Raw genomic sequence first — 22913 nt, 5'->3', positions numbered from 1 at the left:
GGTTGAACCATGACCATTTCTGCACTTGATCTCGCCGCCGAGACGAAAAAACTGCTCACGGAACTGGGCGTCAGCGCCGACCGCTATATCGGCGGCACGCTTCGCGTTACCTCTCCAGTCACCGGTAAGGAGATCGGTGCACTGAAGGAGCACTCTGCCTCAGAAGCAAAGGACGCCATCGAGGCGGCGCACAAGGCATTCCTCGAGTGGCGGGCCGTTCCGGCTCCGAAGCGCGGCGAACTCGTGCGCCTGCTCGGCGAAGAGCTCCGCGCGGCAAAAGCCGCTCTCGGCCGGCTCGTCTCGATCGAGGTTGGCAAGATCACCTCCGAGGGGCTCGGCGAAGTCCAGGAAATGATCGACATCTGCGACTTTGCCGTCGGCCTGTCGCGCCAGCTCTATGGTCTTACCATTGCAACGGAGCGCTCCGAGCACCGGATGATGGAAAGCTGGCACCCGCTGGGCGTCGTCGGCATTATCTCTGCCTTCAATTTTCCGGTCGCTGTCTGGTCGTGGAATGCTGCCTTGGCGCTGGTTTGCGGTAACTCAACAGTGTGGAAGCCTTCGGAGAAGACGCCGCTGACGGCGCTTGCCGTTCAGGCGCTGTTTGAGAAGGCATTGAAGCGGTTTGTCGCCGAAGGCGGGGCCGCGCCTGCGAACCTTTCGACGTTGCTCATCGGTGGACGCGATGTCGGGGAAGTGCTTGTCGACCATCCCAAGGTGCCGCTGGTCTCGGCGACGGGGTCGACGGCCATGGGCCGCGTTGTCGGTCCCCGCCTGTCACAGCGCTTTGCGCGATCGATCCTCGAACTCGGCGGCAACAATGCCGCGATCATCTGCCCGACGGCCGATCTTGACCTGACGCTGCGTGGCGTTGCCTTTTCCGCCATGGGGACCGCCGGTCAGCGCTGCACGACGCTGCGCCGCCTGTTCGTTCACGAGAGCGTCTACGACAAGCTCGTTCCGCGCCTGCAGAAGGCCTATGGCTCGGTTTCGATCGGCAACCCGCTGGAAACGGGGACGCTTGTCGGGCCTCTCATCGACAAGCATGCCTTTACGAACATGCAGTCGGCTCTCGAGCAAGCGAGGGCCGCCGGCGGCAAGGTTACCGGTGGCGAGCGCGTCGAAAACGGTGCCGGAGACGCTTTCTATGTCCGTCCGGCGCTCGTTGAAATGCCCGCACAGAGCGGTCCTGTCGAGCATGAGACATTTGCGCCAATTCTCTACGTGATGAAGTACACGGATTTCGATCAGGCGTTGGAGCTCCATAACGCGGTGCCGCAGGGGCTTTCTTCTTCGATCTTCACGAATGATATGCGTGAGGCTGAAACCTTTGTTTCGGCGCGCGGTTCCGATTGTGGCATTGCCAACGTCAACCTCGGTCCGTCGGGAGCCGAAATCGGTGGTGCGTTCGGCGGCGAGAAGGAAACCGGCGGTGGCCGCGAGTCCGGCTCGGATGCCTGGAAGGCCTATATGCGCAGGGCGACGAACACAGTCAATTACGGCAAGACACTGCCGCTTGCGCAGGGCGTAAAGTTCGACGTCGAATGATCATTGCCTGCATTGCAGCCGAACGGGTGATGACATAACACGTCATCACCCCTTTTCTTTTCTGCAGGTCGCCATGCATTTCACCCTAGCTGCGGCGGAAACGCTGGTTATCGAAGCCTTGACGCGCAATCGTGTGGACGAGGCCAATGCGCGATCGGTTGCCAGGGCTCTCGTTGCCGCCGAGGCGGCCGGACAAGGCGGCCATGGCCTGCGCCGCGTCGAGGCTTACGCGAAGCAGGCCAAGGCGGGCAAAGTCGACGGATTTGCCAAGCCGCGGCTCGAAAGGCTGTTTCCCGCGGTCGTGCGGATCGACGCCTGCCACGGCTACGCCTATCCGGCCTTCGATCTCGTAGCCTCGATTCTCCCGGAGATTGTCGGGCAGCAGGGCATCGCTTTAGCGGCGGTTCATCGTTCCCACCACGCCGGCGTCCTCGCCTTGACCGTCGAGCGGTTTGCGGAAATGGGGTTTGTCGCTCTGATGGTTGCCAATGCCACCGCGTCCATGGCCGCCTGGGGTGGGCGCAAGCCCGTCTTTGGAACGAATCCGATCGCGTTCGCCGCGCCGATCCCGGCAGCCGACCCCCTCGTCATTGATCTCGCGCTTTCGCGCGTTGCCCGTGGCAAGGTGATGGCAGCACGCCAAAAGGGTGTCGCTATTCCTGCGGATTGGGCTTTTGACCGAAATGGCCAGCCGACGACGGATGCGGCTGCGGCACTCGAGGGGACGATGGCACCATCGGGAGAAGCCAAGGGTGCCGCGTTGGCGATGATGGTCGAATTCCTTGCCGGCGCGCTGACAGGGGCCAATTTCTCCTTCGAGTCCTCCTCGCTTTTCGACGATAAGGGTTCGGCACCCGGCCTCGGGCAGATGCTTGTTGTCATCAACCCGACCGCCAGCGGTGGAAGTGGTGTGGCCGAACGATTGGCCGCACTTGTAGACGAGATCTCGTCAGACCCCGGCGTCCGGCTTCCCGGGCGTCGGGGTCAAACGGCACGGCAGCAGGCCCTGGAACACGGCATTGACGTGGAAGACGAGGTCATTGCCGCGATCTGCGCGCTCTAGAACGATTCTAATGTTGATGAACTGTTTCAAGTATTTGTGATGCTTGTGCCGTCACTAAAACTTGAAATACCAAATCAACAAAAATATACGGGCTCCAACATCCCGGGATCTCGGGTGAAACACCATGGAGGGCTTCATGAAAACTTCCCTTAACCGCCTTTCCGGCGCGCTGGCGTTTGCCGCTTCGCTCGTTGCCGCAACTTCGCTCGCCACTGGCACCGCTCTGGCGCAGGAATCTGAAGGCATTGTCGTCTACAATGCTCAGCATGAGAGCCTTGGGCGCGAGTGGATCGATGCCTTCACAAAGGCAACCGGCATCAAGGTAACGATGCGCCAAGGCGGCGACATGCAGCTCGCCAATCAGATCGTTCAGGAAGGTGATGCGTCGCCGGCCGACGTTTTCCTGACGGAGAACTCTCCAGCCATGACGCTGGTCGATGCAGCTGGCCTCTTTGCGCCGGTCGACAAGGAAACGCTGGCTCAGGTCCCCGAGCAGTATCGCCCGTCTGACGGCATGTGGACCGGCATTGCTGCTCGTTCAACGGTTTTTGCTTATGACAAGACGAAGCTGACTGAGGACAAGTTGCCGAAGTCGCTGCTCGACCTCGCGGATCCGGCCTGGAAGGGTCGTTGGGGCGCTTCGCCGGCGGGCGCTGACTTCCAGGCGATTGTCAGCGCTTTGCTCGAACTCAAGGGTGAGGAAGCAACGACGGCTTGGCTCAAGGCGCTCAAGGAAAACTCCACGCCCTACAAGGGCAATAGCGTCGCGATGAAGGCGGTCAACGCCGGCGAAGTCGAGGGCGCGGTCATCTATCACTATTACTGGTTCGGCGATCAGGCGAAGACTGGTGAAAACAGCAAGAACGTTGCCCTGCACTACTTCAAGAATCAGGATCCGGGTGCTTTCGTCAGCATCTCCGGCGGCGGCGTTCTGAAGTCGAGCCAGCATGCCAAGGAAGCTCAGGCCTTCCTGAAGTTCGTTACCGGCAAGCCCGGCCAGGACATCCTTAAGAACGGCACGTCCTATGAATATGCCATCGGCAAGGATGCGGCATCGAATGACAAGCTCGTTCCGCTGGCTGACCTCAATGCACCGAAGGTCGATGCGGCCAAGCTGAACAGCAAGAAGGTGACGGAATTGATGACAGCCGCTGGCATCATCTAGTCTTTCTGTCAGAGGCCCTGCGGGTCAAAACTGTTGCTTTTGGCTCAAGAAAAACGTAGGGCATGACGAAATCGGCAACCGCCTATCATAGGCGGTTGCCTTCCTTTTTCAGCGTATGAAGGCGCGGCCTTGCTGCAGGACAACAGATTGCTTGTTCCCGGTCATGAAAGGCCGATGGCGCGGTCGGTGGCGGGAATAGATCGGCTGCGTGCACGTCTGCCCCACGCTGCCGTCATCTTTTTTGCCTCCGTTGTGGCGCTGTTCAGTCTGGTGCCGCTCGGTTTCATAGGCTGGATAACCTTCGATGTCGGTTGGCAGACCGTCAAGGAATTGGTGTTCCGCGCGCGCGTTGGCGAGCTGCTCGTCAACACGGTGCTGCTGGAAGCATTTACCATTCCACTGTCGATCGCTCTTGCCGTGACACTGGCCTGGCTGGTCGAGCGGACGGATATACCCTTCGCGCGGCTGTGGTCGTGGCTGGCGGTTGCGCCGCTCGCGGTGCCGGCCTTCGTCCATAGCTACGCGTGGATCAGCCTCGCCCCCGGCATGCGCGGGCTGCAGAGCGGCGTCTTCGTTTCCGTGCTTGCGTACTTCCCGTTTCTCTATCTGCCGGTCGCCGCTGCCCTGCGCCGGCTTGACCCCGCGATTGAGGACGCCGCTTCTTCCCTTGGCCTCGGGCCTTGGCGTTTGTTCTTCCGCACCATCCTGCCACAATTGCGCTTCGCCATCTGCGGTGGTTCGCTGCTGATCGCGCTGCATCTGCTGTCGGAGTACGGTCTCTTCGTGATGATCCGTTTCGACACCTTCGCAACGGCGATCGTCGATCAGTTCCAATCCGCCTACAATAGCCCGGCTGCCAACATGCTGGGTGGTGTTCTTGTCGGCTGCTGCCTGTTTCTGCTCGGCTTGGAAATCCTGCTGCGCGGCAACGAGCGATATGCCCGTGTCGGATCCGGCTCGGCGCGGCCGGCGGATCGCCGTCGGCTTGGCTGGTTCATAGTGCCGGCGATCGTACTTCAGGTGGGTCTCGCGGCTTTGACGCTCGGCGTTCCCTTGGTGACGCTGGTGCGATGGCTCTATCTCGGTGGGCTCGGGGTCTGGCGCGTCGACGCGGTCGGCAATGCGTTTGTGCAAACTATCGTTCTCGCGCTTGCCGGCGGCGTGCTTGCGACGATTGCTGCCGCGCCAATGGCTTGGCTTTCCGTCCGCGCGCCGGGACGGCTGCAGCGCCTGCTCGAGGCTTGCCACTACTATGTGGGCTCGTTGCCGGGCGTAGTTGTCGCATTGGCGCTGGTGACGATTACGGTCCGTCTCGTTCTGCCCCTCTATCAGACCTTTGCGACCCTTGTTGCTGCCTACATCCTGCTGTTTCTGCCGCGTGCCATGGTGGGCCTGCGCGCCAGTATCGCGCAGGCGCCGGTGGAGCTGGAGCGTGCCGCAATGGGCCTTGGCCGCACGCCCGCCCAGGCAGTGAGGCAGATCACCATGCGGCTGGCCGCGCCGGGTGCGGCGGCCAGCGTCGCGCTTGTTGGTCTCGGCATCACCAACGAACTCACCGCGACGTTGATGCTGGCGCCGAATGGAGTGGAAACGCTTGCGACGAAGTTCTGGTCGCTGACCAGCGAGATCGACTACGTGGCAGCGGCGCCTTACGCATTCATGATGGTCGTGCTATCGCTGCCGCTCACCCTTCTCCTCTATGCCCAATCGAAACGGACTGCCGGACAATGACGCTGCTTACGATCGATCGCATCAGCAAGCGCTACGGACATGTTCAGGCATTGCAGAACATTTCACTCGATGTCGCCGCCGGGAGCCGCACGGCCGTGGTCGGGCCTTCGGGGTCGGGCAAGACGACGCTGCTGCGCATCATCGCCGGTTTCGAGCAGCCTGATGACGGCCGTGTGACGCTTAGCGGCGAGCTTCTGGCGGACGGTCCGGTGGTGGTGCCCGCGCACAAGCGAGGCATCGGTATCGTGTCGCAGGATGGCGCGCTGTTTCCGCATCTGAGCGTCGCCGACAATATCGGTTTCGGCTTCGAGCGCGGCGCGCCCGATCGCGAACGACGCATTATCGACCTGCTCGATATGGTCGAGCTTGACCGCAACATGCTCACCCGCCGGCCGCACCAGCTTTCCGGCGGCCAGCAGCAGCGCGTGGCGCTTGCCCGCGCGCTCGGTCGCAAGCCGCGCCTGATGCTGCTCGATGAACCGTTTTCGGCTCTCGATACCGGTCTGCGCGAGAGTATGCGCAAGGCCGTCGCGCGCGTTCTCCAGTCGGCGGGCATCACGACGATCCTCGTCACCCATGACCAGGCGGAAGCGCTGTCCTTTGCTGATCAGGTCGCCGTCCTGCGAGAAGGCCGGTTGATCCAGGCGGGTTCACCGCAATCGGTTTATTTGCAGCCCATTGATCGCGAGACAGCTCTTTTTCTCGGAGACGCGGTTATGCTTCCGGCCATTGTTCGCAATGGTTTTGCCGATTGTGCGCTCGGCCGCGTCGCTGTCGACGGCAGCCATAAAGGCAAGGTCGAGATCATGCTGCGGCCCGAACAGATCAGGGTCGTTCCCGATGAAAGCGCGCAGACCTATCGCGGACGGGTCGTGGAGGTCGAATTCGGCGGGGCGACCTGCACCGTCGCGGTGTCGCTTGAAGGCGTCGCCCTTCCGCCGATCATGGTCAAGACGTCGAGCGTGGCGCTTCCGGAGCGCGGAGATCATGTTCGTCTCGACATCGCCGGCAAGGCGCACGTTCTCGGAAGTCGCTGATCAGGCGATCTTCAGTTCGGAACTCTCATCTTCCGATAACCAGCCACCGCTAAATCCTGCTAGCTCAAGACCGCGTCGGATGACCGGTGAACGGCGCACAAGGCCCCAGATGAAGTCCGAGCGATCATTTTCGATCGTCATGACCAGAAGACCCTGATCGATGCCGACGCAGCGGTCGTCGACCCAGCCTTCAGGCCGCTTGGTCTTGACGGTCGGGTTGAATCCACCGGGGAAGCGATCCTCGTAGAGCAGGTTCGGATAGGTCGATATCAGGGCGCGAAGGCCATCGAGCGACGCTTGGCGGTCATATGGGAGCGATGCGAGTGCTGCCCAGGGTGCGATCGTGCCGTCATCTGGTCCGAGCGGTGCGCCACGCGCTGCATAGCCGAGTACGCGCGGATGGCGACCGCCACGCATGTTAGGGGTCGGAGGCGGGCCGTCCGAGGCAGACAGCCCCCAGATGTCCTTGCTGTAACCGACAAAATGGCCGGGATTGCGCTGCGCATAGTCCCGCTGCACGGCGATCGATACCTGCGTGTTGCGGAAATAATCCCAGTTGCGCTCGGCCATTGCCTTGTCCTGGATTCCGCGGAAATCGATCCAGGCATGCGAGAAAAGATGAATGAAGAGCGGGCCGGCATAGACATAAGGTTGATCGCCGAAAAGCATCCACGAATAGCTCGCGGTAAAGGCATCATAGCTCGACGCCGGGATTGGATGCGTCGGGGAAGCGAGCGCCAACGTATAAAGCAGGATCGCTTCGTCGTAGCCCTGCCAGCGCCAGCGCAGGAAGCCACTGCCCGGCTTCCAGCCCATGCAGACGGTCTGGCCTTTGTTCAGCGCCCAGTGCCAGTCGATTCTTTCGTAGACCAAACTCGCGAGCCTACGAATCTCCGTTTCGGCTTCGGTGTTGCGGTCGAAATAGGCCGCGGCGGTCAACATGCCTGCCACGAGAAGCGTGGTGTCGATCGTCGACAGCTCGCTGTTCCAGGCGCGGTGGCCGGTGTCCATATGCAGGAAGTGATAGAAGAAACCGCGATAGCCGATCGCGTGCCGCTCGCGACCTTGGTGGCCGTTGGCAAAGAAACAAAGCGTCTTCAGCGTGTAGTCGATCGCTTCGGAGCGCTGCATCCAGCCACGCTCGACAGCGACGGCATAGGACGACAGGGAAAAGCCGACCGCGGCGATGCTGCAGGGAACGCCCGCGATGGACGTGTCCGGGACCAAGCCGTTGTCCGGATTGTAGTGCTTCGGGAAATAATTAAATGCGCCTTGCTGAAGCCTGTCGATCAGCGCGGCGTCCGTTTCCTCGGTCCGTTGTAACATACGTGCCAAGCCCAACTTGTTGTCCAGTCCCCGGTTCAACATGGTGAAGCGCGATCCGCAAATCAATCATTTTTGAAGGCGTTGCGACTGAACGACCCATCAGGTCGTTCTGGTCTGCTACCGACCCAAGGGCATTTCCACCCCGCGCCAAGAAGCGGTGGCAGCAAGCCACTGCCGCGTTCGTGTCTCCGGATCGGGGCTCAGGGTAATATCCGTCACGACGGCAGCGCTGTCGGCGCCCCGAGACAAAACGCCCTCGATTCGATCGACGTTCAGCCCGCCGATAGCGACGAGCGGCAGGTCGCCGATGCGCGCTTTCCATATGCGGAGGCGCTCAAGTCCCTGCGGCGACCACTTCATTTGCTTGAGGATGGTCGGATAGATCGGACCGAGCGCGACATAGTCCGGCTTTGCCGCCATCGCTGTCTCGAGCTCGGCATCGTTGTGGGTGGACAGCCCGAGCTTCAGGCCGGCCGCTCGAATGGTGCCGAGATCGGCCGCTTCCAGATCCTCCTGACCGAGGTGGACGAAATCGCATCCTTCATTGATAGCAAGCTGCCAGTAGTCGTTGACGATCAGTTGGCAGCCATGTGCGGCGCAAATTGCCTTTGCGGTTCGGATTTCGGTGCGCAGCTCGGCCGGTTCCTTATCCTTGATCCGTAGCTGCACAAGCTTGACCCCGAGCGGCACTAGCCGCGCGATCCATTCGGCACTGTCGACGATAAGATAGAAGGGATCGAGCTTCATGCAAAGACGGCCTTTCCGATGATGGGTGTCGACGGAACAGCAACATCGCGTGGTTCGAGCATGCCCGCACCGAAAGCCTCGTGGCCGGAGTCGATCGCCTTGGCAAATGCATTGGCCATGGCAACAGGGTCGCCCGCACCGGCGACGGCGGTATTCAAGAGGACGGCATCGAAGCCGAGTTCCATGACTGATGTCGCGTGCGACGGCCGGCCGATGCCGGCGTCGACGATGAGCGGAACGTCAGGAAAATGTGCGCGCATGGAACGCAGAGCAGAGAGGTTCAGCGGTCCCGCGGCGCTGCCGATCGGGGCGCACCAGGGCATCAGCACCCGGCAACCCGCTTCGAGCAGCTTCTCCGCCACCACGAGGTCGTCAGTCGTGTAGGGGAAGACCTTAAAGCCTTCGGCTGAAAGGATGCGTGCGGCCTCCACCAGGCTGAAAACGTCTGGCTGAAGCGTATCGTGGTTGCCGATCACCTCCAGCTTGATCCAATTGGTGCCGAACAACTCGCGCGCCATCTTGGCTGTCAGCACGGCCTCTGAAACCCCATGACAGCCGGCTGTATTCGGCATAACGCGAACGCCAAGCGCGCGGATCATTTCGAAGAAGGCACCACCGCTTCGTCCGCCGGCGGTCTCGCGGCGAAGCGAGACGGTGACGATCTCCGTTCCTGACCGTTTGACGGCCCCTGCAAGGATCGCGGGTGATGGATATCGTGCGGTACCGAGAAGCAGACGGGAAGAGACTTCAGTGTCGTAAAGTGTCAACATGGTCAGCCCCCTTGCATCGGCGACAGGATTTCGATCCTGTCATTGTCGCTAAGCGCGTGGTCGGCACGATCCTCGCGGTGGACGATTTCGCCGTTTACGGCGGTCGCCAACCAGTCGCCTTCGTATTCCATCAGCGTCAGCAACTCCGACAACGTCGCGGCAATCAGGTCGTGTTGCTCGCCATTGACGATCAATCTCATCGGTTACTTCCTCCTATTTCGGTTCGGGAGAAGACAAGGTCCGCGGCCTCCTCCGCCATCGCGGGTGCCAGCAGGAAGCCGTGGCGATAGAGACCGTTGAGCACGACAGCATCACGCTCGCGGGTCGCTCGGGGAAAATTGTCGGCGAACGCCGGTCGGACGCCGACCCCGGTTTCGACGACGGCCGCGTCCGCAAAGGCGGGATGCACGGCATAGGCAGCGTTCAGCAGCTCCATCATTGAACGTGCCGAGATCGGGCCGCCGAACTCTGTCTCGATCATCGTGGCGCCCACCATGAAGAGGCCATCTCCACGAGGAACGATATAAACCGGGAAACGAGGGTGGAGCAGGCGGACCGGTCGGCTGAGGTGAACCTCAGGAGTCTCCAGATAGAGCATTTCGCCGCGAACGCCGCGAAGTCCGTTCGTTTGCCCGATGCGCGCTGCGCCTGTGCAATCGATGATATCATCATGGTCGGTGCTTTCGGTCACTTGGGCAATGAAAGTGACACGCCGGGCGGTGAGCTTTTCTCGCAGCAGACCCAGCACGCGCCTTGGATTGAGATGGCCCTCGAGCGGGAAGAAAAGCGCGCGCCGGAAGCGGCCTGCCAGAGCTGGCTCCAATGTGGCGATTTGCTCTTCGCCCAGCCATTCACGGCCGCTTGTGCGATCGGCGAAGCGATCGAGTTCGCCCTGGTCGCGTGCAGGGGCAATGACCAGCGTTCCGTTCCGGTGTACCTCGCCCGGCAGCATCACGTCCCACCGGTCGATGGCATCGCGGCCACGCAGCAACACGGCTTCGTCGGCGCTTTCTCGCTCACACCAGGGCGCGAGCATGCCGCCAGCGAGCCAGGAGGCTGTCTGGCTGGGGCCTTGACGCGGATCCACAACAGTGACGTCGGCACCGCGAACGCTGAGCTCGTGCGCGACCGCGAGGCCGGCAACGCCGGCCCCTTTGACAAGGACATGCATCTCAGTCACGCGACTGGTCGACGGTGTGGATCGGCATATAGAGATCGCCGCCCTCGCGGTATTTTGCCGCCATGGCGTCGAGTCCTTCCTTCTGTGCCTCGGCGCGGATGTCGTGCGAGATCCGCATCGAGCAGAATTTCGGGCCACACATCGAGCAGAAGTGCGCCACCTTGTGGGCTTCCTTCGGCAGCGTTTCGTCGTGGAAGCTGCGGGCCGTCTCCGGATCGAGCGACAGGTTGAACTGATCCTCCCAGCGGAATTCGAAGCGGGCGCGTGACAGGGCATCGTCGCGCACCTGAGCGGCCGGGTGCCCCTTTGCGAGATCGGCGGCATGGGCAGCGATCTTGTAGGTGATGACGCCGGTCTTCACATCATTGCGGTCCGGAAGGCCAAGGTGCTCTTTCGGGGTGACGTAGCAGAGCATTGCCGTGCCGAACCAACCGATCATCGCAGCCCCGATGCCCGAAGTGATGTGGTCGTAGCCCGGCGCGATATCTGTCGTGAGCGGCCCGAGCGTATAGAAGGGCGCCTCGCCACAGACGGCGAGCTGCTTGTCCATGTTTTCCTTGATCTTGTGCATCGGCACATGGCCGGGGCCTTCGATCATGACCTGGCAATCCTTGGCCCAGGCGATCTTTGTCAGTTCTCCGAGGGTCTCTAGTTCTGCGAATTGCGCGGCGTCGTTGGCATCGGCGATCGAACCCGGACGCAGGCCGTCGCCGAGCGAGAACGAGACATCATAGGCGCGGCAGATGTCGCATATCTCTTCGAAATGCTCGTAGAGGAAGCTTTCCCGATGGTGATGAAGACACCACTTCGCCATGATCGAGCCGCCGCGCGAGACGATACCGGTGACGCGGTTGACGGTCAGCGGGATATAGTGAAGCCGTACGCCGGCGTGAATGGTAAAGTAGTCGACGCCCTGCTCCGCCTGCTCGATGAGGGTATCGCGATAGACTTCCCAGGTCAGGTTCTCGGCAATGCCCTCGACCTTCTCCAGCGCCTGGTAGAGCGGAACGGTGCCGATCGGCAGCGGCGAGTTGCGGATAATCCATTCGCGGATGTTGTGGATGTTGCGGCCGGTGGAGAGATCCATGACGGTATCGGCGCCCCAACGAGCGGACCAGACCATCTTCTCGACCTCTTCCGCCATGGAAGAGGTGACCGCGGAGTTGCCGATATTGGCGTTGATCTTCACCAGGAAGTTCCGGCCGATGATCATCGGTTCGGATTCGGGGTGGTTGATGTTGGCGGGGATGATCGCCCGACCCGCAGCCACTTCCTGCCGGACGAATTCCGGGGTGACGTGATCCGGAATCCGGGCGCCGAAGCTCTCGCCGTCACGCGTGAGCTTTTCCGCCTGCGCCTTGCGGCCGAGATTTTCGCGGATTGCGATAAACTCCATCTCCGGCGTGATGATGCCGGCGCGGGCGTAGGCGAGCTGCGTGACGGCCTTGCCGTCCTTGGCGCGGAGTGGCTGGCGCTTGGCGGGGAATTCCGGCGTCAGCCGTTCGCCGCTGGCGAAGCCGTTATCCTCGGGGCGCACCTGGCGGCCTTGGTAGGCTTCGACATCGCCACGTGCGAGCACCCAATTCCGGCGCAGTTCCGGAAGCCCCTGCTCGATGCGGATGTCAGCGCCTTCAACCGTATAGATCCCTGAGGAATCGTAGACCGTAACCGGCGGTTCTCCTGATGTCGGGTGCACGCTGATCTCCCGCATCGGCACGCGGATATCGGGATGGATGTCCCCCGGGATGTAGAGCTTGCGGGATGCCGGCAGCGGGCCTGTTGTAACGGTCGGGGTGATGTTCTTTGCGGCAATATTCATGGTTTGAGGCTCCAAGTTTTAGGTTTGGAGACCCAGTCCTCAGCCGGAATGATGAAAAGACGCCGGCACCGATTCCACGCGAGAATCCAATGCCTTCGAGCGCTTGCACCGTCCCTACGCCAGTATGAACTGGATCAGGTTCAACGGGTCACTGCGCACGATAGCAGTATCTCAGCCCCTTGCCGGGACCCCCCTGGTGAATGTCAAAAGGTTAGAACCAGAGCAGCAAAGCTGTCAAGCCGACTGCCGCAACCTACATGGAAAGGTCCAGAGCGCGGCCTTCGAAGAGGCGGCTCTGCGAACCCTCAAGATGCGCCTTCATCAAAGCCCGCGCGTCTTCCGCACGGCCTTCGACGATGGCGAGGTAAATCTTGTTGTGCTCCTCGTAGACCTGCTCAAGGCCCTGACGCGGACCAAGGAGCGATAGGCCGTGAAGGTGCATGCCAACGGCGATATGAGCCTTCAGGGCGTCGATCGAGGCCGTGTAGTAGTGGTTATTGGCGGCTTCCGTGACGGCACGATGAAACGTGAAGTCGGCGTCGGTACGATGGAGCTGATGGCTGGTCGCCTCGCGCAGATCGGCGAGTGCAGCGGCAATTTTCTGGATCGCCGCTTCGTCACGACGCTTGGCCGCAAAATAAGCGGCAGCGGGCTCGATCGTCAGGCGAAACTCGTAGCAGCGCTGAATGTCGGCAATTGTCTTGACCGGCGAATACGAAAGCTGCGTCGTTGGTGAGCCGTGGGCGCTGACGAAGGTGCCTGCGCCCTGACGGGCATAGACGATCCCTTGATCGCGCAACCGCGCCAAGGCATCGCGCACGATTGGACGCGAGACGCCCAGCATCGATGCGAGCTCATGCTCGCCGGGCAGACGCGAATCCGGTGGATAGTTTCCGGAACGAATGCGCTCCTGCAACTGGTCGAAGACCCGATCGACCAGCTTGACGGCCTTGCCACGCTCCGGCTTGGCTGCCGGGGTCGTCTGGGCATTTGCCGATACACCGTTTGCTTCGTCCACTTTCATTCTCCCCGCCGGCATCGCCTATGCCGCCTGATTCTGTGCAATCAGTCTTAGCAAACTATCAGAATTCCCAAAGCCCCCCGACTTCACCGCACAGTGCAGATGCAGGCCGTCGGATGTGTTTACATCAAACCATGGAATCCCCGCTTCGATCTCGCCCTTCGGCCTCAGGGTTCGAATTCCAAGTTCGCGAAATACCGCCAGCGCCGTATCGCCCCCACCGACCATCAGCATCTCCGGGCTCGTTGCGTCTATGACTGATTTTACGCCTTTCGCGAAGCGGTCGGCAACTGCTGCCGCCTCGCTGGTGATTTCGCCTGTGCAGCGCAGAAGGATTGGCAAGCCAAATCGTGCTTCGGGAGGCAATGCTCCCATGGGCGCATCGATGGTCGAGACTAGGCCACCGGAACTTTCCAGTTTGGCCATCTGCGCCGCCGTGATGGGATCGCGCGAGCCGAAAGCAAAAACCGTCCGGGATGACGTCGCAAAGGGATTGTTTGCGCTATTCGGTTGGCCGATCTTGCGGGCAAGTGCACTGCCGATACCTCGGGCACCGACGGCTAGGGTCCTTCTCCAGTCATATGCATCAACCACCCGGTCGAGATCGCTGTCCGTTTCGGCGTCGCGGACGGTCACTTGATGGTCGCTCGTCTCGAAGAGAACGGAGATTGGCAGCGCCTCACCGACGCCACGGCCGACCACGTGGCCGCTGCGGGTCAACCGCTCCTGATCGGGAATGGCGGGTGACACGACGATCGCCTCGTGACCGAAGACGGCAGCCAAAGCTGCGCTTTCCGCTGCAACATTCCCCTTGAGCCGGGAGTCGATCTTTTTCAGAACGATCTGAGGCGAGGCGGCAAGAAGGGCCTTCGCCGCAGCGCTGACCTTTCTTGCCGCTTCCTCCTCCGGGAGAGCTCTTGAAGCCGTGTTGACGACCGCGACCTCGCAATCGGTCGCAAGCGTTTCCGGTATGGCTCCGACGTCGATCGCGACAGCGACGGAAAGTCCGGCGTCGACGAAGGGGGTTCCCGTGTCGAGCGCGCCGGTCAAATCGTCAGCGATGATCGCGACCTTTAGCGTCATACAGTCTGTCCTGTGTTGACGGCGTGGCAGGCGACAAGGTGGCCGGGTTTGGCTTCCTTCCACTCCGGCACGACCTTGCTGCACACGTCCATGGCGATCGGGCAGCGCGAATGGAAGCGGCAGCCGCTCGGTGGGTTGAGCGGGCTCGGCACGTCGCCCTGCAGGATCTGGCGCTTGCGCGTGCGTTCCAGCTCCGGATCCGTTTCCGGAACGGCAGAGAGCAGCGCCTTCGTGTAGGGATGCAAAGGGTTTTCGAACAGTTCCTCGCGCGTCGAAAGTTCCGCCAGGCGGCCGAGATACATGACACCGACGCGGGTGCTGATATGGCGCACGACGGCCAGATCATGGGCGATGAACAAATAGGTCAGGCCATATTTTTCCTGCAGATCGAGCAGGAGATTGATGATCTGCGCCTGGATCGAGACGTCGAGCGCCGAGATCGCCTCGTCGCAGACGATGAATTTCGGCTGGCAGGCGAGTGCGCGAGCGATGACGACACGCTGCCGCTGGCCGCCGGACAGCTCATGCGGATAGCGCTGTGCAAAGCGGGTGGGCAGGCCAACGTCGGTCAGCAGTGTGGCGATCTTGTCCTTGAGCTCCGCTTTGGTGCAAAGCTTGTGAAAGAGGATCGGCTCGCCGATCGCCTCACCGATCGTCATACGTGGATTGAGCGTTGAATAGGGATCCTGAAAGACGATCTGCAGGTCGCGGCGGAAGGGCCGCATTTGCTTTTCATCCATCGTCGCCAGATCCTGCCCCTTGTACAAGACCTTGCCTGATGTCGCCTTGTAGAGGTTGAGGATGGTGAAGCCGGTCGTCGACTTGCCGCAGCCGGATTCACCGACCAGCGAGAGCGTCTCGCCTTCCATGATGTCGAGATTGACGTTATCCAGCGCATAGACCGTCGCCGAGCGCTCGCCGAAGGCGCCGAGCTTGACGTGGAAATGCTTGACGAGGTTTTCGACCTTTAGCAGCGGTTGAGCACCCATCACGCAGCCTCCTGCATTTTCTGGACGACGAAGCAGGCCGTGCGGTGGTTTCCGGCGCCTGATAGCGGTTCGAGTTTCGGCACGCGCTCGTGGCAGACGGCTTCCGCCAGCGGACAGCGCGGTGCAAAGGGGCAGCCCTTGGGGCGGCGGCCCGGCTCCGGCGGCGTGCCGCCGATGGAGCTAAGCCGGCTTGCTGGCGCATCCGACAGCTTCGGGATCGAGGCCAAGAGGCCACGCGTATAGGGATGACTCGGCCGGGCATAGAGCTCGTCGACCGGTGCATCCTCGACCACGGTGCCGGCATAGAGCACGGCGACGCGATCGACGAGACCGGCGATCAGCGCCAGGTCATGGGTGATCCAGACAACCGACATACCGAGCTTGGCGCGCAGGTCCTTCACCAGGTCGACGATCTGCGCCTGGATGGTGACGTCAAGCGCCGTCGTCGGCTCGTCCGCGATCAGCAGTTTCGGATTGCAGGCAAGGCCGATCGCGATCATCACGCGCTGGCGCATGCCGCCGGAAAGTTCGTGCGGATAGGCCTGCAGACGCTCTTCCGGACCGGGAATACCGACGAGGCGCAGCAGTTCGACGGCGCGAACGCGAGCCTCTGCCTTCTTCATGCCGCGGTGATAGATCAGCGGTTCGCAGATCTGGTCGCCGATGCGCATGACTGGGTTGAGCGAGGTCATCGGATCCTGGAAGACGAAGCCGATATCGCCGCCGCGCACCTTGCGCAGTTCCTTATTCGACATCTTCTGCAGGTCCTGGCCGTCGAAGCTCGCCGACCCCTTGGTGACCTTGATCTTGTTCGGCAGTAGCCGCATCAGGCTCAGCATCGTCAGGCTCTTGCCGCAGCCGGACTCGCCGACGACGCCAAGCGTCTCGCCCTTGTTGACGTGAAGGTCGATGCCATCGACCACGACCGCCGGGCCGTTTCTGCCGTCGATTTCGACCGTCAGGCCGCGGACATCGAGCAGTTTCTCGTTGGATCGCGTCGTGTTCATCACTTGGAACCCCGCGGATTGAGTGCGTCGTTGAGGCCATCGCCGAGGAAGCTGAAGGCAACCGAGGCAAGGCCGAGAACGGCGGCCGGGGCGGCCAGCAGATGCGGGTAGTGCTGCCAGACGCGCAGGCCATCCGAGATCATGTTGCCCCAGCTTGGGGTCGGTGGGTTGACGCCGATGCCGAGGAAGCTGAAGGCGCTCTCCAGAACCATGGCAGTGCCAAGGCCGGCGCTGACGGAGACAATCAGCGGACCAAGCGCATTTGGAATGACGTAGCGCTTCATGATGATCCAGTTCGAAAGGCCGAGTGCCTGGGCGGCCGTGATATAGGGCCGGCTGCGGATCGACAGTACCTGGGCGCGAACGAGACGCGCATAGGGCGGCCAGGAAATCAAGGCCATCGAGCCGAAGACCAGAATGAAGTCGACCCAAATGGTCTGGCGATAGAAGGGATTGAGCGTCGCCAGATACTGCGCCTCCATCCATTTGGTGATCGGGGACTTCAACGATGCATTGATGACGACGACGAGGAGCAGGTTCGGCACGGACATGGTCATGTCGGTCAGCCACATGATGACGCGGTCGAACGGATTGCCGAAGAAGCCAGCGATGGCGCCGAGAATCGTGCCGATCAGAACCGCGATGACGGTGACAATGACCGCGACCAGGAAGGCCGTGCGGGTGCCGAAGACGACGCGGCTGAATACATCGCGGCCGAGATCGTCGGTGCCGAAGAGATGCTGCAGCGACGGCACGGCGTTGCGGGCCTGCAGATTCTGGCTCAGGTAGTCATAGGGCGTCAGATAGGGGCCAAAGATCGCGGTGAAAGCAAGGATTGCCACGACGATCAGGCCGAAGACGGCAAGCTTGTTGCGCTTCAGGCGATGCCAGGCGTCGCGCCAGAGGCTGACGGGTGCCTCTTCCTGAGCTGCGACGGGAGAGAGAGGGATGGCGGACATGGTCAGCGGCTCCTTCTTGCATCGTTGGCACGCGGATCAAGCAGCGGATAGAGAACGTCGACCAGAAGGTTCGAGATCATCACCAGGAAGGATCCGATGAGCGTGATCGCCAGAATGACGGGGTAGTCGGAATTGGTCAGTGCCTGCACGGTCAGGCGACCGAGGCCGGGAAGACCGAAGACGAGCTCCACGAAGATCGCGCCATTGACAATGGTAATCATGATCAGGCCGAGCTGGGTGACAACGGGAGTGAGCACCGGGCGCAGGATATGACGCAGTGCCACGACCATTTCAGGTACGCCCTTGGCGCGGGCCGTGCGGACGAAATCCTCCGACAGTACTTCGATGACGGCGGCGCGCGTTTGGCGGACGATCAGCGCGATCGGCTGAAATGAGAGCACGATGAGCGGCAACAGGATGCGCACATCGAAAACCCCACCCCAACCATACGGCACCTTGACCATCGGCAGCAGCACGATAAGGCCGACCATCAGCAGCGGGCCGGCGACATAGGCCGGGATCGCCCACAGAAAGAGCGCGCTGCCGAGGATCGTATAATCGAGGCGGCTGTTCTGGTTCATTGCGGCGATCATGCCGAGCGGAATGGCGATGATGGTCGTCAGGATGATGGAACAGAGCGCCAGCTTGAAAGAAACGGGGGCCGCAGCCGAAACCATTGCCCAGACCGAGCGACCGGAGGTCAGCGAATTGCCGAACTGGCCGTGCAACAGGTTCCAGATGTAAAGGGCGAACTGCTCGATGAAGGGCCTGTTCAGGCCGGCACTTTCGCGGATGGCTTCGATGCGCTGTGGATTATAGGCGACATCGCCGGGTGCGCGCAGAAAGATCAGCTTGATCGGGTCGCCGGCGCCGTAGAATGCCAGCGCGTAGACGGCCAGCATCACGATCAGAACGGACGGAATCCAGATGGCAAACCGGGTCAGCACGTAGCGTAACAAGGTCATCTCCCACCGGTTGGCAGACACCTTTCCGCATCAACGCGGACATGCGATGTCTTCTTGAAACTTGCGCGAAGGCCTTGCGGTCTTCGCGCGGTTGCTAATGTGCCCGAGGGCTATCTATTTCAGAGTTTCGGGCCGGCTCAGCCGATCGAAATGTCCCAGGGCGCCACGACCTGCCAGTCGAGGTTTTTTTCCATTCCCTTGACATCTTTGGTGGCCCAGCGGGACATCGCTTGAGAATACCATGGAATGAATGCCCAATCGTCGCGGAATGCCTTCTGAGCATCCTGGGCGAGCTTGACGCGCTGCGGATCATCGACGGCTTTCGTCGCGGCTTCGGCAAGTGCCGCATCGACCTTGTCGTTCTTGTAGCCGCCAAGCTTGTTCTGCGCGTTCGACGAGGTCGAGGCGATACAGCCGGCGAGATAGGAAACGGCATCGGGAACACGGGTGCCGACGTCATCGCGGAAGATCTGGACAGCATTCTGGTCCGGACCTGCATAGGAGTCCTGCTGCGGCTTCATGTCGACCGCCGTGATGCCAAGGTTCTGGCGCCACTGCTCGGCGATGAACTGGGCCGCAGCCTCGATGGCAGGGGCCGAAATGCCGACGAAGAGGATCTTCGGCAGCCGCTCGGGACCACCGTAGGTCGATTCGGCAAGCAGCTTCTTGGCGGCTGCAGGATCGTATGGATAGGGCTCGAAGCCGGAATTGTCGGCACCGGGCACAGAATTCAGGATCTGGTCGGCCTTCTTATGCGGGCCATCCGGATAGGAAGCCTTGAAGAGGCCGTCGCGATCGATCGCCATGATCAGCGCCTGGCGAACCTTTGGATCGTCCATCGGCGCGCGGGAAACGTTGAACCAGAAGTGCTGGCTGGTCGGGATCAGCGGGCCGGCGGAGAATTCAGGGCCGAGGTCCTGGATGATCGTCGAGGTGACCAATTCCGTGTGGGCGTTGAATTCGCCGGACTTGATCAGCGACGTCGCGGTGACGTTGTCTTCGATCGAGGTGATTTCGATGCGTGAGAGCTTCGGCTTCGGGCCAAAGAAGTTCTCGTTCGGCTCGAACACCAGCTTGCCGGCATCGATGTCGATGCTGGTCAGCTTGAACGGGCCGGAATAAACGGCGCTATTGTCGGGCTTGTACCAGTCGGTCACTTCCTCGCCGTCGCTGCCGCGCGACTGCGCGGCCTTGGTGATCGGGACAATGTGGTTGGCCAGGCGCATGAAGAAGATCGGATCGACGTCAGCCAGCGTCACGACGACAGTGCCTTCATCAGGCGTGGCGACCCCCGTCAGCTCGTTGCCGGAACCGGCGCCGATTTCCTTGTAGCCCTGAACCTTGCTCAGCACCTGGTCGGCGCGCTGGCTCTTGGTATTGGGCATGGAGGCGACTTCCCAGGATCCCTTGATGTCGGCCGAGGTGATCTTGCTGCCGTCGGAGAAGACAGCCTTGGGATCGATCTTGAAGGTCCAGACCTTGTTGTCTGATGATTCCCAGCTGCTGAAGACGTATGGCTTGATCTTGCCTTCGCTGTCGAAATACATCGGCGAGGCCCACCAGATCGAATTCCAGCGGAACGGAACGCCACCACCGCGCAATGGCGACCAATCCTGGTTGAACGCCGGATTAGCGACCTTCAGAACCTGGACGTCGTCGGCAAGCACGATGCGTGCGTTCATGCCGAAGACTGTAAGGCCGACGCCGGCGGCGAGGCCAAGCTTCAGCGCTTCGCGACGCGACATCTGCGCGTTCTGCGCAATATTCCCTTCATTGCGATCAGTCATCGTGTCCTCCCATGACAAAATCAGTGACGGCACCACTTTCACTCTGTTCCCGAAAGTGCGTCACGACATGGCGCAGACACTCGCGCGATAATGTAAATATGTCAACACAAATTAATGTTCTCTGCCTGCGTCAAAGGGAACGAAATATTTTCTGTAATTTTTTCAATATGTTAAAAAATCGCAACTGAAGCTCTCTGTATTGTCATATTGACAACACGGCTTCAGAGGATGAAGAAAACGCCAGCTTGCGGGTCGGATTTCCGGCCGTTGCCGCCTTTTTCGCGGCGTTCATCCGAGGAGGACGATATGAGCAATCACAAGATTACAGGCGTATTTAGCGCCGCCGCGACGCCACTCAATGCGGATGGCAGCCCCGATCTCAGCCTTTTCACCGAGCACTGCCAGCGACTGTTGCGGGAAGGGTGCCATGGCGTCGCCCTGCTTGGCACGACGGGTGAGGCAAATTCCTTCTCTTCCGCCGAGCGCCGGGCAATCCTCGAGGCGGCGCTCAAGGCAGGGGTGCCGGCCGACAGGTTGCTCCCCGGGACTGGTGTCGTTGCCATTCCTGAAACCGTCGAATTGACCAAGCACGCTCTTTCACTCGGTGTGACAAAGGTCGTGATGCTGCCGCCCTTCTATTATAAGGGCGTCTCCGACGACGGATTGTTTACCGCCTACTCGCAGGTTCTGGAAAAGATCGCCGACGCCCGGCTGCAGGTCATTCTCTATCACATCCCGCAAGTCTCGGGCGTTCCGCTTTCGATTCCGCTGATCGGCAGGTTGATAGAAGCCTTCCCCGACACGGTCGTTGGAATCAAGGAATCTGCTGGCGATTTCAATAACATGCAGGCGATCGTCGCAGCCTATCCGGGCTTCTCCGTGCTGGCGGGCGCCGATCCGCTGCTGTTGCCGCTGCTGAAGGCTGGAGGCGCGGGCTGCATCACGGCAACCTCCAATCTCGTCGCGGATTCGCTGCGCACCGTATACGACAAGGTGCATGACGAGACGCAGGCCGGCGCAGTCGAGGCCGCTCAGGCCCGCATCAACGCCTATAGAACGCTTTCCAATTCCTACGTGCAGATCCCGACCATCAAGGCCATGGTCAGCCTGAAGACCGGCAACGCTGCCTGGAAGCGCACGCGTGCGCCCCTGATGCCGATCAGTGATGCTGACTATGCCGCGCTTTCCGAAGCCTACGCCAAGCTGCCACAGGGAGCGCGACCATGAGCTCCACAGCTTTACCACCCGAGGCCGTTCCGGCGCTGATGACCGGAGAGATCGTCGCGAACGCGAACGGAAAGGGGCGCGCAGATGCCTATTTGCCCTCCCCTTGCATTCAGAACCATGCCGCCAACCTCGCCTTTCTGCCTGACGGCACGCTCACCTGCGTTTGGTTCGGTGGCACGATGGAGGGCATGGGCGACATTTCCATTTACATGTCGCGGCTTGCTGCGGATGCCAATGTTTGGTCGCAGCCGGAGAAAATGTCCGATGACCCGACCAAATCCGAGCAGAATCCTCTGATTTTCACGGCTCCCGATCAAAGAGTCTGGCTGCTTTACACCTCGCAGACCTCGGGGAATCAGGATGGTTCCATTGTCAAATGTCGGATCTCCGAGGACGGTGGCAAAACGTTTGGAGCGGTCCGTGTTCTCTGCGACATCCCAGGCACCTTCGTTCGCCAGCCGATCATCGTCAACGAGGCCGGCTCCTGGCTCCTGCCCGTCTTTCGCTGCATTGGAGTGCCCGGCGAACGCTGGACTGGCGACGTGGATACGGCAGGCGTGCTGATCTCCGGCGACCAAGGCGAGAGCTGGGACCTGACCGAGGTCCCGGACAGCATTGGGGCGGTCCACATGAACATCGTGCCGACCGACGACGACTGTCTTGTCGCCTTCTATCGCAATCGGTTCGCCGAATCGGTCTTGTCCAGCCGCTCGAGTGACGGTGGCGAGCATTGGAGCGCGCCGCAGCCGATCGATCTTCCGAACAACAACTCTTCAATCCAGGCGACAAGGCTTAAAAATGGCGTGATAGCAATGGTTTACAACCATTCCAATGCCTCGACGTCGGACGCCCGGCGCCAGTCGCTTTACGACGAGATCGAGGGCGACGAGGAGATCAAGGTGGCACCGGCGCCGGCTATCGAACGCCGCAAGGCCGTCTGGGGCGTTCCCCGCGCGCCGCTAAGCCTCGCCTTCTCCAACGACGGCGGCGCCAGCTTCCCACGTCGTATCGACCTCGATACCGGCGATGGATATTGCCTGAGCAACAACTCGAAAGACTCGGTGAACCGCGAGTTTTCCTACCCTTCGATTGTTCAGGGGGCCGATGGCAGCATGCATATTGCCTATACCTACTATCGCCGAGCCATAAAATACGTCCGGCTTTCGGCAGACGCGATCGCCTGAGGTCTTCACCAGGTTGTCAGTTGGGAACCTCATCGATCCGACGCGGCTTCCTCAGAGCATGAGGCGCGTCGGATTGGTGCCTGTTTTGACAACTTTCGTGGCATTCTTCCAAGGATTGAGTGTGGTCCCCGCCTTGGTGTCATCAAACAACGGATCGTATCCGTTTGTTTGATTATTTCAGTAAGTTAACTGATGCGCGAGCGTTGCTTTTGTGCGCGGTGATTAGCGAAAACGCAATTTATTTCGGCACTTGTGAATGTGGTCGCTTGCCAAATACAGGATCATTGTATAACAAATTTACATCT

General features: G+C 61.0%; 20 protein-coding genes and 1 riboswitch. Of the genes, 7 read left to right on the top strand and 13 right to left on the bottom strand.

Features of this window, described 5'->3' with window-relative positions; translation table 11 throughout:
* Positions 1-9: 9 nt before the first annotated feature.
* From ATY80_RS14250 to ATY80_RS14230, 5 genes are all read left to right on the top strand, one after another.
* On the top strand, positions 10-1548 hold the full coding sequence (locus ATY80_RS14250; protein WP_088693046.1) for an aldehyde dehydrogenase family protein: 1539 nt from the start codon (positions 10-12) through the stop codon (positions 1546-1548).
* A 73-nt stretch (positions 1549-1621) separates the two neighbouring features.
* Complete coding sequence (locus tag ATY80_RS14245) at positions 1622-2611, top strand: Ldh family oxidoreductase (protein ID WP_088693045.1); 990 nt, start codon at positions 1622-1624, stop codon at positions 2609-2611.
* Between the two features lie 136 nt (positions 2612-2747).
* Positions 2748-3776 carry an iron ABC transporter substrate-binding protein gene (locus ATY80_RS14240; RefSeq protein ID WP_088693237.1) on the top strand — a complete coding sequence of 343 codons (1029 nt, stop codon included), beginning with the start codon at positions 2748-2750 and terminating at the stop codon, positions 3774-3776.
* A gap of 174 nt (positions 3777-3950) precedes the next feature.
* The gene (locus ATY80_RS14235; protein ID WP_088693044.1) at positions 3951-5507 is read left to right on the top strand and encodes an iron ABC transporter permease; all 1557 of its coding nucleotides are present in this window, start codon (positions 3951-3953) and stop codon (positions 5505-5507) included.
* Positions 5504-6544 carry an ABC transporter ATP-binding protein gene (locus ATY80_RS14230; protein ID WP_088693043.1) on the top strand — a complete coding sequence of 347 codons (1041 nt, stop codon included), beginning with the start codon at positions 5504-5506 and terminating at the stop codon, positions 6542-6544. The genes ATY80_RS14235 and ATY80_RS14230 overlap by 4 nt, the downstream gene beginning before the upstream one ends.
* On the opposite strand, the gene ATY80_RS14225 is transcribed toward ATY80_RS14230, so the two are convergent.
* The 13 genes from ATY80_RS14225 to ATY80_RS14165 form a co-directional block, all read right to left on the bottom strand.
* On the bottom strand, positions 6545-7870 hold the full coding sequence (locus ATY80_RS14225) for a glucoamylase family protein (protein ID WP_088693236.1): 1326 nt from the start codon (positions 7868-7870) through the stop codon (positions 6545-6547).
* A 117-nt stretch (positions 7871-7987) separates the two neighbouring features.
* On the bottom strand, positions 7988-8617 hold the full coding sequence (locus ATY80_RS14220) for a thiamine phosphate synthase (RefSeq protein ID WP_088693042.1): 630 nt from the start codon (positions 8615-8617) through the stop codon (positions 7988-7990).
* Positions 8614-9387 (bottom strand): thiazole synthase, encoded by a 774-nt coding sequence (locus ATY80_RS14215; protein WP_088693041.1) that lies wholly within the window; start codon positions 9385-9387, stop codon positions 8614-8616. Before ATY80_RS14215 ends, ATY80_RS14220 begins: the two co-directional genes overlap by 4 nt.
* Before the next feature lie 2 nt (positions 9388-9389).
* The gene (gene thiS / locus ATY80_RS14210; RefSeq protein WP_088693040.1) at positions 9390-9587 is read right to left on the bottom strand and encodes a sulfur carrier protein ThiS; all 198 of its coding nucleotides are present in this window, start codon (positions 9585-9587) and stop codon (positions 9390-9392) included.
* Positions 9584-10558, bottom strand: coding sequence for a glycine oxidase ThiO (gene thiO, locus ATY80_RS14205; protein ID WP_088693039.1), 975 nt, complete (start codon positions 10556-10558; stop codon positions 9584-9586). The genes thiS and thiO overlap by 4 nt, the downstream gene beginning before the upstream one ends.
* 1 nt (position 10559) lies before the next feature.
* Complete coding sequence (thiC, locus tag ATY80_RS14200; RefSeq protein ID WP_088693038.1) at positions 10560-12386, bottom strand: phosphomethylpyrimidine synthase ThiC; 1827 nt, start codon at positions 12384-12386, stop codon at positions 10560-10562.
* A 93-nt stretch (positions 12387-12479) separates the two neighbouring features.
* Positions 12480-12591, bottom strand: a riboswitch (TPP riboswitch).
* 48 nt (positions 12592-12639) lie between these two features.
* Positions 12640-13404, bottom strand: coding sequence for a FadR/GntR family transcriptional regulator (locus tag ATY80_RS14195; protein ID WP_189637151.1), 765 nt, complete (start codon positions 13402-13404; stop codon positions 12640-12642).
* A gap of 24 nt (positions 13405-13428) precedes the next feature.
* Positions 13429-14490 (bottom strand): four-carbon acid sugar kinase family protein, encoded by a 1062-nt coding sequence (locus tag ATY80_RS14190; protein WP_088693036.1) that lies wholly within the window; start codon positions 14488-14490, stop codon positions 13429-13431.
* Complete coding sequence (locus ATY80_RS14185) at positions 14487-15479, bottom strand: oligopeptide/dipeptide ABC transporter ATP-binding protein (RefSeq protein ID WP_088693035.1); 993 nt, start codon at positions 15477-15479, stop codon at positions 14487-14489. The genes ATY80_RS14190 and ATY80_RS14185 overlap by 4 nt, the downstream gene beginning before the upstream one ends.
* Entirely contained in the window at positions 15479-16486 is a 1008-nt protein-coding gene (locus ATY80_RS14180) for an ABC transporter ATP-binding protein (RefSeq protein ID WP_088693034.1), read from the bottom strand. Before ATY80_RS14180 ends, ATY80_RS14185 begins: the two co-directional genes overlap by 1 nt.
* Positions 16486-17445, bottom strand: a complete 960-nt coding sequence (locus ATY80_RS14175) for an ABC transporter permease (protein WP_088693033.1) — start codon at positions 17443-17445, stop codon at positions 16486-16488. Before ATY80_RS14175 ends, ATY80_RS14180 begins: the two co-directional genes overlap by 1 nt.
* Positions 17446-17447: 2 nt before the next feature.
* Positions 17448-18404: an ABC transporter permease gene (locus tag ATY80_RS14170; protein WP_088693235.1), complete on the bottom strand. Its 957-nt coding sequence runs from the start codon at positions 18402-18404 to the stop codon at positions 17448-17450.
* 143 nt (positions 18405-18547) lie between these two features.
* Entirely contained in the window at positions 18548-20197 is a 1650-nt protein-coding gene (locus ATY80_RS14165) for an ABC transporter substrate-binding protein (RefSeq protein ID WP_088693032.1), read from the bottom strand.
* 306 nt (positions 20198-20503) lie between these two features.
* Between ATY80_RS14165 and ATY80_RS14160 the strand changes: the two genes are divergently transcribed.
* Together ATY80_RS14160 and ATY80_RS14155 are read left to right on the top strand one after the other, a co-directional pair.
* Complete coding sequence (locus ATY80_RS14160) at positions 20504-21424, top strand: dihydrodipicolinate synthase family protein (RefSeq protein ID WP_088693031.1); 921 nt, start codon at positions 20504-20506, stop codon at positions 21422-21424.
* Positions 21421-22608: an exo-alpha-sialidase gene (locus ATY80_RS14155; RefSeq protein WP_088693030.1), complete on the top strand. Its 1188-nt coding sequence runs from the start codon at positions 21421-21423 to the stop codon at positions 22606-22608. The genes ATY80_RS14160 and ATY80_RS14155 overlap by 4 nt, the downstream gene beginning before the upstream one ends.
* Positions 22609-22913 lie beyond the last annotated feature (305 nt).

Origin of the sequence: Rhizobium sp. R711 (assembly GCF_002211365.1) — a bacterium.
Classification (GTDB): domain Bacteria; phylum Pseudomonadota; class Alphaproteobacteria; order Rhizobiales; family Rhizobiaceae; genus Rhizobium.
Note: the sequence above shows the minus strand (reverse complement) of the source record. Positions and strands in the feature narration are given on the sequence as shown.

Coding starts and splice junctions, on each gene's coding strand:
- ATY80_RS14175 (WP_088693033.1), bottom strand. CDS start 17,445: ATGTCCGCCATCCCTCTCTCTCCCGTCGCAGCTCAGGAAGAGGCACCC.
- ATY80_RS14180 (WP_088693034.1), bottom strand. CDS start 16,486: ATGAACACGACGCGATCCAACGAGAAACTGCTCGATGTCCGCGGCCTG.
- thiS (WP_088693040.1), bottom strand. CDS start 9,587: ATGAGATTGATCGTCAATGGCGAGCAACACGACCTGATTGCCGCGACG.
- ATY80_RS14220 (WP_088693042.1), bottom strand. CDS start 8,617: ATGAAGCTCGATCCCTTCTATCTTATCGTCGACAGTGCCGAATGGATC.
- ATY80_RS14215 (WP_088693041.1), bottom strand. CDS start 9,387: ATGTTGACACTTTACGACACTGAAGTCTCTTCCCGTCTGCTTCTCGGT.
- ATY80_RS14225 (WP_088693236.1), bottom strand. CDS start 7,870: ATGTTACAACGGACCGAGGAAACGGACGCCGCGCTGATCGACAGGCTT.
- ATY80_RS14165 (WP_088693032.1), bottom strand. CDS start 20,197: ATGACTGATCGCAATGAAGGGAATATTGCGCAGAACGCGCAGATGTCG.
- ATY80_RS14245 (WP_088693045.1), top strand. CDS start 1,622: ATGCATTTCACCCTAGCTGCGGCGGAAACGCTGGTTATCGAAGCCTTG.
- ATY80_RS14240 (WP_088693237.1), top strand. CDS start 2,748: ATGAAAACTTCCCTTAACCGCCTTTCCGGCGCGCTGGCGTTTGCCGCT.
- ATY80_RS14185 (WP_088693035.1), bottom strand. CDS start 15,479: ATGGGTGCTCAACCGCTGCTAAAGGTCGAAAACCTCGTCAAGCATTTC.
- ATY80_RS14250 (WP_088693046.1), top strand. CDS start 10: ATGACCATTTCTGCACTTGATCTCGCCGCCGAGACGAAAAAACTGCTC.
- thiC (WP_088693038.1), bottom strand. CDS start 12,386: ATGAATATTGCCGCAAAGAACATCACCCCGACCGTTACAACAGGCCCG.
- ATY80_RS14230 (WP_088693043.1), top strand. CDS start 5,504: ATGACGCTGCTTACGATCGATCGCATCAGCAAGCGCTACGGACATGTT.
- ATY80_RS14235 (WP_088693044.1), top strand. CDS start 3,951: ATGGCGCGGTCGGTGGCGGGAATAGATCGGCTGCGTGCACGTCTGCCC.
- ATY80_RS14160 (WP_088693031.1), top strand. CDS start 20,504: ATGAGCAATCACAAGATTACAGGCGTATTTAGCGCCGCCGCGACGCCA.
- ATY80_RS14155 (WP_088693030.1), top strand. CDS start 21,421: ATGAGCTCCACAGCTTTACCACCCGAGGCCGTTCCGGCGCTGATGACC.
- thiO (WP_088693039.1), bottom strand. CDS start 10,558: ATGCATGTCCTTGTCAAAGGGGCCGGCGTTGCCGGCCTCGCGGTCGCG.
- ATY80_RS14190 (WP_088693036.1), bottom strand. CDS start 14,490: ATGACGCTAAAGGTCGCGATCATCGCTGACGATTTGACCGGCGCGCTC.